Source organism: Wolbachia endosymbiont of Drosophila baimaii, from assembly GCF_028982185.1.
In the GTDB taxonomy this organism is placed as follows: domain Bacteria; phylum Pseudomonadota; class Alphaproteobacteria; order Rickettsiales; family Anaplasmataceae; genus Wolbachia; species Wolbachia pipientis.
Genome location: NZ_JAPQLE010000076.1, coordinates 1 through 8,351, shown reverse-complemented (window position 1 = coordinate 8,351; position 8,351 = coordinate 1). Strand labels below are relative to the sequence as shown.

The 8,351-nt window shown below is 34.8% G+C and carries 8 protein-coding genes and 2 pseudogenes; 5 read left to right on the top strand and 5 right to left on the bottom strand.

The genetic code is table 11. The features are described from left to right. Positions 1–86: 86 nt before the first annotated feature. Positions 87–571, top strand: a pseudogene (locus tag OZD66_RS02410) (DNA-3-methyladenine glycosylase); the annotation flags it as partial. Here OZD66_RS02410 and purF read toward each other — a convergent pair. From purF to OZD66_RS02395, 3 genes are read right to left on the bottom strand one after another with little or no spacing between them, the layout of a single operon-like run. Beyond that, complete coding sequence (purF, locus tag OZD66_RS02405) at positions 553–1,938, bottom strand: amidophosphoribosyltransferase (protein WP_015589386.1); 1,386 nt, start codon at positions 1,936–1,938, stop codon at positions 553–555. The pseudogene OZD66_RS02410 and the gene purF sit on opposite strands and share 19 nt — an antisense overlap. A 25-nt stretch (positions 1,939–1,963) precedes the next feature. Continuing rightward, complete coding sequence (gene rodA / locus OZD66_RS02400) at positions 1,964–3,067, bottom strand: rod shape-determining protein RodA (RefSeq protein WP_182367729.1); 1,104 nt, start codon at positions 3,065–3,067, stop codon at positions 1,964–1,966. 53 nt (positions 3,068–3,120) lie between these two features. Then, a complete protein-coding gene (locus OZD66_RS02395; RefSeq protein WP_182367726.1) occupies positions 3,121–4,578 on the bottom strand; it encodes a proton-conducting transporter transmembrane domain-containing protein in 1,458 nt (485 codons plus the stop codon). A gap of 64 nt (positions 4,579–4,642) precedes the next feature. Here OZD66_RS02395 and OZD66_RS02390 point away from each other — a divergent pair, with 64 nt between their 5' ends. The 3 genes from OZD66_RS02390 to virB9 all read left to right on the top strand — a co-directional run bounded on the left by OZD66_RS02390 (position 4,643) and on the right by virB9 (position 6,383). Then, positions 4,643–4,957, top strand: a complete 315-nt coding sequence (locus OZD66_RS02390; RefSeq protein WP_007548590.1) for an NADH-ubiquinone oxidoreductase subunit NDUFA12 family protein — start codon at positions 4,643–4,645, stop codon at positions 4,955–4,957. Positions 4,958–4,959: 2 nt separating this feature from the next. Next, positions 4,960–5,415, top strand: a complete 456-nt coding sequence (mlaD, locus tag OZD66_RS02385; protein ID WP_007548591.1) for an outer membrane lipid asymmetry maintenance protein MlaD — start codon at positions 4,960–4,962, stop codon at positions 5,413–5,415. A gap of 185 nt (positions 5,416–5,600) precedes the next feature. Next, positions 5,601–6,383, top strand: a complete 783-nt coding sequence (gene virB9, locus OZD66_RS02380) for a P-type conjugative transfer protein VirB9 (protein ID WP_182367722.1) — start codon at positions 5,601–5,603, stop codon at positions 6,381–6,383. An 11-nt stretch (positions 6,384–6,394) separates the two neighbouring features. Here virB9 and OZD66_RS02375 read toward each other — a convergent pair whose 3' ends face one another. Both OZD66_RS02375 and mraY read right to left on the bottom strand, forming a co-directional pair. After that, positions 6,395–6,991, bottom strand: a complete 597-nt coding sequence (locus OZD66_RS02375) for a ribonuclease HII (protein WP_015589381.1) — start codon at positions 6,989–6,991, stop codon at positions 6,395–6,397. Positions 6,992–6,997: 6 nt separating this feature from the next. Continuing rightward, positions 6,998–7,978, bottom strand: a complete 981-nt coding sequence (gene mraY, locus OZD66_RS02370) for a phospho-N-acetylmuramoyl-pentapeptide-transferase (protein ID WP_182367719.1) — start codon at positions 7,976–7,978, stop codon at positions 6,998–7,000. A gap of 151 nt (positions 7,979–8,129) precedes the next feature. Here mraY and OZD66_RS02365 point away from each other — a divergent pair. Further along, positions 8,130–8,351 (top strand): annotated as a pseudogene (locus tag OZD66_RS02365) (IS110 family transposase); the annotation flags it as partial.

Here is an 8,351-nt window from a genome sequence, read left to right as displayed (position 1 = left end):
AATCATAACTATATGCTGCTGGCATTCAACCTCCTTATCATCATCTATCCTTATCCTACCACATCCGGACTTTTATGGAAAGAGCTATACTAGGAAAGATGCTGAAATTTTCTAACTTTAGTGGAGTAATAACCGAAGTTGAAGCCTATATAGGAATGAATGACCCAGCTTGTCACGCGGCAAGAGGCTATACTAATCGAACTTCAGTAATGTTTGGTATGCCGGGATTTTCGTACGTATATTTTATATATGGGATGTACTATTGTCTAAATATTGTAACAGAAGCAGAAGGATTCCCAGCAGCAGTGTTAATACGAGGATTAAAGCTCATTGAACCGCTTGAAGCAAATTTAGGTGGACCAGGAATACTGTGCAAAAGATTAAACATTGCAAAAGAACATAATAAGCAAGACCTTACTATAAACCACGAATTTTGTGTTTATGAATCTCACCTCAAACCAGATTATATTTGCACTCCAAGAATCGGAATTAGTAAAGGCCAAGAGAAATTTTGGCGGTTTAAGATTTTCTAAACTTCAGACCTTGCATAGACTATTTGCCAATCGGATAATCACCAGTGAAACAAGCATCACAATATTGTGGTGTAGCATTGTTACGCACCTCTCCTTTAACAGCCTGATATAGTCCATCAATACTCAAGAAGGCTAGGCTATCTACTCCTATAACTTCCTTAATTTCCTCTACAGATTTATTTGCAGCAATTAAATCTTTGCACTCTGGTGTATCTATTCCATAAAAACAAGAATGCTTAATTGGTGGGCTTGAAATTTTGAGGTGAATCTCTTTTACTCCTGCATCTTTTAGCATAACTATTATATTTGTTAACGTACTACCACGCACTATACTATCATCTATTAAAATTATGTTTTTACCTTTCAAAGTGTGCTTATTAGCATTGAATTTTAATTTTATTCTAACTTTACGTACTTCAGCGGTTGGTTGTATAAAAGTTCTTCCTATGTAATGATTACGAATTATTCCCAGTTCCATAGGTAATCCTGAATGCTTTGCATATCCAATAGCTGCAGGTATTCCAGAATCAGGTATTGGTACAACCATATCTACATTGTTTTTTGGTGGGCTCTCTTCTGCAAGTATTTTTCCTATTTCTTTTCTTATATCATATATGGACCTATTCTCCATTATGCTATCTGGTCTTGAAAAATAAACGTATTCAAAAATACAAAAACTTGATTTTTGCTGTGGGAAAGGAAATGCTGAAGCTAGATTACCATTTCGATCAATGGTGACTAACTCACCTGGTTCTATTTCTCTAACAAACTCTGCATTTACTATATCAAGAGCACAAGTTTCAGATGCAAGAACGTAAGAACCGTTTAACTTTCCTAAAACAAGAGGCCTGATTCCAGACGGATCACGTACTCCAATAACTACTTCTTGATTGATTGCCACAAAAGAATAAGCACCTTGTATTTGCTTTAATGCATATATAAAACTCTCTAAGAAGCTATCTTTTTCACCGCTTGCTGTCAGATGCACTACTACTTCTGTATCAATATCTGACTGAAAAACGCACTCTTGTTTAATTAATTGTTTGCGTATCGGAGAAATATTAATTAAATTACCATTATGTGCTATGGCAAAATCCCCAAATTTGCCACTTTTGCCAAACATGGGCTGCACTCCAAATTTACTACCACTTGTTGAGTATCGAACATGACCTATTGCACAATCCCCAGGTAAGGATTTCTTTATTTCATCTATATCATCAAATACGCTGCTCACTTGACCTTGAAAGTGATAAGAGTGCAGCTTATCGTTGTTACTGGTTGCTACGCCAAAAGACTCTTGACCTCTATGCTGCAAAGCGTGGAGAGCAAGTATAGAGTTAAAAGCAGCACTTTGGTTGCAGCTTATGCCAAATACCCCACATTCCTCACGCATTTCATCTAGCATAAAAACTATTAAGTAAAGTTTAATTCTACTTTAGCATAGGTAAAATACAAGCATTTTGTTGTTCATCTGCTTTTATTGCCAGCAATAGCCCTATACATATCAAACTTGCAGCAGTTGTACTTCCTCCATAGGACAGAAATGGCAATGGGTCACCTATCACAGGTAAGAGGCCCATTGTCATTCCGATATTTATAAAGAAATTAGCACTAAAAAAGGCGAAAATACCGATAGATACCGACTTAGAAAAATAATTTTTTGACCTATAAGCAATAGAGAGCATTATAGCAAGCAATGTAGTATAGAGTAAAATTAAAGCCATGCTACCTAAAAATCCCCACTCCTCACTCAGCACTGCAAAAGCAAAATCTGTACGCTTTTCCGGCAAAAATCCAAGTTGAGTTTGACTTCCGTTAACAAAGCCCTTACCAAGCAAACCTCCTGAACCAATAGCTATCTGAGATTGCTGCGCATTATAACCTATCCCAAGTGGATCCACTGATGAATCCAAAAACGACAATATCCTTTGCTTGTGATAAGGACGTAAAAAAGGCCAAATAGCCGGTACTGCAAAAATGCCAAGCGTTCCACATATTACCGAATGAGATCTTTTTATTATTGCTGTGAATATAATTGATATCCCTATAAATAACATTATCACAGCTGTGCCTAAATTAGGTTGCTTTAACACCAAGAACACGGGTAAGAAAATAATTATAAGTGCCTTAAGCAATCTTTTAAATTCCATCATTTTATATACACTCTGCTTATCAAAATAGCGAGCAAGCGCAAGTATTAAGCCTACTTTTGCAAATTCTGATGGTTGCAAACTAATTGATCCAATTCTTATCCACCTTGTTGCACCCATTATGTGTGAGCCAAAAAAATTCACTACTAATAGCGAAATCACTGCTGCTACATAAAAAAAGTAGGCGTGCTTCAAGTAAAAATCTAGCTCTATGAATGGCATAGCTATAGCGAGTAGGAAAAAGAAGGAGAATATGACCAGTTGGTGAATCGCAAATGGCACCCACTTTCCTCCAGCAGAAGAATATTGAACAGCAATGCCAACGCAAAACAGCGCTATCACGTTGATGACTAATAACCAATGAATCTTCTTCAGCCTATCCACAATAAAGACCTTATAACCTTAAAGTATAGTAAAATATGAAACAAAGATAAAAATCAAAAAACCAACTTCTCAACTACTAACCGAATTGGAGTGCTATATGTCCCAGTTATTACCGTTAAAATTGCCATGAACAATAGGCAAAAGAGCATAAGTAATGGCACCTCATTAAGTGTCATTCCAGTGCTTGATGCTGCACTATTTTCAAAATACATTTTCTCTACCATCTTCCACATATATATCAATGCAAGGAAAGAGCCAGCAGCAAATGTTACAAGGGAAATCCACGCATGAGATTCGATAATTGCTTTCATTATATACCACTTGCTTACAAAGCCATTTGTTAAAGGCACACCGATTAATGCTAAACTGAGTAGAGTGAATGCAAGTGCTGTATAAGGCATTGATTTCTTGAGTCCCGATAAATTCTCTATTTTTGTTGTATCAAATTTGTAAGAAATACATCCTGCAGCCATGAATAAAGATGTTTTTATTATGCTGTGGTTTACTATGTGAAGAATTGCTGCAAATACACCTGTTTTTGAGTTAAAACTCAGTGCTAAAATTATATAACCAATTTGGCTAATACTAGAGTGAGCAAGCAGTCTTTTTATGTCTTTTGCGGTTATTGCAAATATCGACCCAAATACAATAGCGCAAAGTGCGAGGATAATTATCACATTGTCCAGTAGCGGCTTAAACAAGAAAAAATTTTGATGAAAAACAGTATAAAAGATTCTGATGAAAACATATATCATCACTTTTGTCACTGTGCCTGAAAAGAATATGCTAATGAAACTTGGCGCCTCACTATATGCATTAACCAGCCACCTGCTTAATGGAAACAGTGCCATTTTGATTGAGAGACCAACAAAAATGAACAACGTGCCAAGTTTTATGATGTTGTTATCGTATAATGGAACTATTCTTTCAGCCATGTCAGACATATTGAGCGTTCCAGTCATTGAATACAAGAGCCCGATGCCAAATAAATAAAATGTTGCGCCTATTGTTCCACTAATTAGATATTCAAATGCTGCAACCAAGGCTTTTTTATCCCTTCCCATTGAAACTAATACATAAGAAGAAAGAGATGAAATTTCCAAGAAAACGTAAAGGTTAAATATGTCGTTTGTTACTAGAATCCCGAGCAGTCCGCTTAAGCACAGTAGAAATAGAGAGTAAAAACCAGTGATTTTGTTTTTGCTCATCTCTTTTTCGTTAATATAAAAGCTATAAAGCACACTAATCAGCGCTATAAAATTCACTAGGGTTAGAATTAAGGAATTTAACACGTCGATTCTTAACTCTATTCCATACGGAGGAGCCCAATTTCCAAGGTGATAAGTTATAATTTCACCTTTATATGTTTTAATGAGTAGTATTGATGAAATGATAAGAGTGATTGTTGTTGCAATAAAAGAAATAAACCAAGATACCTTGTGTTTCTTGGCAAGAAAGCAAAACATTGATGCAATTATTGGGATAATAACTTGTAAGATTGGTAATTGCATTAAATTGTTGTTAATATATCGTTAAAGTATTAGTATATATAATACTTTTTGTTTTAATACCCTTATGTTATCTAAAATTTGTAATGCAATAAAACGCCTATTACGAAGAGAAGATAAATTTGTAGGAAGAGATGAAAATGGAAATTCTTACTATGAATCAAGTAAAGGAAAAAGGTGGGTTATGTATAGCAGTGTTTCTGAGCCTACAACAGTGCCTCCGGAATGGCATATATGGCTTCACTATACTGATAATGTAGTACCAGTTAATAATAAAAAAAGAAAAGTAAAACATACTCCTAATTTAACGGGTACAAAAGATGCATACTATCCAAACCAAAAAGTGAAAAATTACTATAAAAGCTGGAGTCCTGATAACTAAAGATGCGAAGGTCAAATATACTTGAAATAACCGCTGGATTATTTGTATTAATTTTCACTATTTTTCTGATTTTCTTTGCTATTGATAAGCTATCTTACATAAAGAAAAACTATAAGGATTGCTATAAAATATATGGTCTTTTTGCTAACGCTAACGGTATAGGAGTTGGTGATAGTGTCAAGATCTCTGGTGTAGATGTTGGAAGCATCACTGGTGTATCACTTGACAAAGCTACCTACGTAGCACGAATCGATATGTGTATAAGCAAAGACATAAAATTGCCAATTGATAGTTCAGCTCTGATCACTAGCAGTGGAGTTGTTGGCAGTAAATTTGTTAATATATCACCTGGATCAGATATTAAACTAATCTTGCATGGTGGTAAAATAGAGTATACTCAAGCTGAAGCAAATATGGGTGGAATAATGGACAGAATTCTTGGTATGTTTACGAAGTGAAAATGGCAGGATTCCAAGTATATCCGTTCAGGTAAAGCCTCCTGTAGTTCTAAAGTATTTAAGGAGTTTGCCTTATTTCTTGCCTTTTCTACCGCTTGCTTTGGGGTTTATAGTATAGAAAGTGCCTTAACAGTTGCAGTGCATGTCTATCAATGATAAAATGAAGATTAATTTATTTCGATATTATGATTGGTTTACTGTTTGCCGTACTGTTGTTTTTTTGTGGTAGTGATGCACTTGCAAAACAGGAGCCACGTTCAATAGCTGGAGATAATCACATAAAGGTAATAAATTATAACCCACAAGCTATACATAAGTATACGGGTTTTTATGGTTATCAATCCAGCATATTGTTTGAACCAGGGGAGATAATACAAAACCTTTCAATGGGTGATTCAACTGGTTGGCAACTTCTTCCTCAAGGTAACAGATTGTTTATTAAGCCTATAGATGATATTGCCGATACTAACGCAACTATAATTACCAATAAAAGAGTTTATTACTTTGAACTTCATGCTGAAGAAGCAACTGGACTAGATGATCCAAGATTAGCATATGAAGTAAGGTTTCTTTATCCACTATTTAGCAGTGATGAGATTTACACAACAAATAACGGTGATATCCTCGAACAAGCTAGTCATACCATTATTCCTGATATAAACGACGTTGAAATTGTAAAGAAGGGCTTAAATTTTAATTATTCCATCTCGCACGTTAAAGGCAGTCAGTCAATAATACCAATCAAGGTTTTTGATGATGGAAAATTTACATATCTACAATTCAATAAAATAAACTCTGATTTCCCGGCAGTTTTTATGGTTGATTCTGCAGGATATGAGTCTTTAGTAAATTTCCGTACAGTTGACAACCACCTGATAATCGAAAGGGTGAGTTCAGTGTTTACCTTAAGGAATGGATCAAGTACAGTTTGCCTATTTAATGAAAACATACCTTTCAAAAAAGGGTGAGTGATTAAAGGCTATAATGCCCGAGATATGGGTGCAAAGTTTTTTCTATGATGTTCTGTAATTCCATAAAGGCCAATAGCGTTAAGGTGCTCTTTTGTCCCATATCCTTTATTTTTATACCAATTATATTCAGGATGCTTATTGTGCAATTCTTGCATAAGCCGATCTCTCGTAACTTTTGCAACGATTGAAGCTGCTGCAATTGATGTACTCAAATTATCACCATTTACTATGGATTTCACTTGCCATTTCACTTCAGGTGGTTGATTACCATCAACTAGCACATAATCTAACTCTAGGTCCAAGTCTATCAACGCACGTTTCATTGAAAGTTTTGTTGCTTGCAAGATATTGTATGAATTTATTTCTTCTACGCTTGCCATTCCTATACCAAATTTTGCAACGGATATTATTTTTTCATATAGGACTTGCCTACATTGAGGAGTCAACTTTTTCGAGTCGTTGATTCCATCAATAATTGTATTTCTATCAATAAACACTACGGCTGCGGATATTACTGGACCAGCTAGCGGACCTCTTCCAACTTCATCCACTCCTGCTATCACTCCTGATAATTTATTTTCTAATGTAAAGTCTGGGTATTTCATAGGTTTTTATAATAAGAAAGTTATAGTAAAAACTGAACAGATAATAGAAATTATCCAAAATTTCATAACGATTGCATTTTCTGACCATCCCTTCTTCTCAAAGTGATGATGTATTGGTGCCATAAGAAAAACTCTTTTTCCTTCTCCATATTTAAACTTTGTATATTTAAAATATGATATCTGAATAATAACAGATAGAGTCTCTATTACAAAGATTATTCCAATAATAGCAAAAAGCATTTCTCTTTTAATTAGGACACTAGTTAACCCTAAAGCCGCACCTACCGACAAGCTACCAACATCACCCATAAATATTTTTGCTGGATGTGTGTTAAACCACAAGAAACTTAGAATAGCTCCTATAAATGCAATGCAGAATAAAGTAATATTCATATCTGCCTGAGTTATATATGCAATTAGCCCCAAAAAAGCAAAGGAAGTGATAACTTGAGTTGCAGCAAGGCCATCCAAACCATCTGTGAGATTCACAGCATTAGAAGAGCCGACAATTACAAACGCAGCAAACGGAACATATAGATAGCCAAAATCTATTATTACTCCTTTAAATAGGGACGTTTTTGTAAAACCTTCAGCAGAGTATAGCTTAAGTATAAACACACCAACCAGAGCAACAATAAACTGAATAAGTATTTTGGTTTTTGTACTTAAACCTCGATAGTGATTTGTCTTCAATTTTAAATAATCATCAATAAATCCAAGTAGAGCAAAAAATAGAGTTATCAATATCAGCAGCAAAATTTCTGGTGTTAACTGAGCCCAGAGTAAAATTGGTAATAAAGAAGAAATCAGTATTATTATTCCGCCCATAGGTGGTACATTCTTTTTTGTTATTAAATGACTTTCTGGTCCACATGATCTAATTGGTTGCCCATCTTTGCTTATTTTTTTTAGAAGCTTTATAAAATAGGGAAAAAGAATAAACCCAAAAACAAATGAGGTAAAAAATACTTTTGTAGCTAAGATCATCTGCTTACTTAAATTGACTAAGTGTCATACCACATACTGTAATTGCGATTGAATGATGGAGAGACATACTCCATTATTTTAGCACGAAGTAACAAATTCAATGAATTGGTTCTTCAAAAATAATTTAAACTTTTACAGTAGGAGTAGTCTCATGAAATATTATAGCGGGTTAGATATCTCACTCAAAGAAACTTTTATTAGTATCGTTGATGAGAAAGGAAAAATTGTTAAAGAAGAAGTTGTTGCAAGTGAGAGCAGTGCAATAGCTGAGTTTCTGCTTAGTCAAAGCAGAGAATACGAATCCATAGGAATAGAAAGTGGGCAATTGTCAATATCGATGTGCAAAGAGTTAAGGAGCTTTGGATTACCAGTA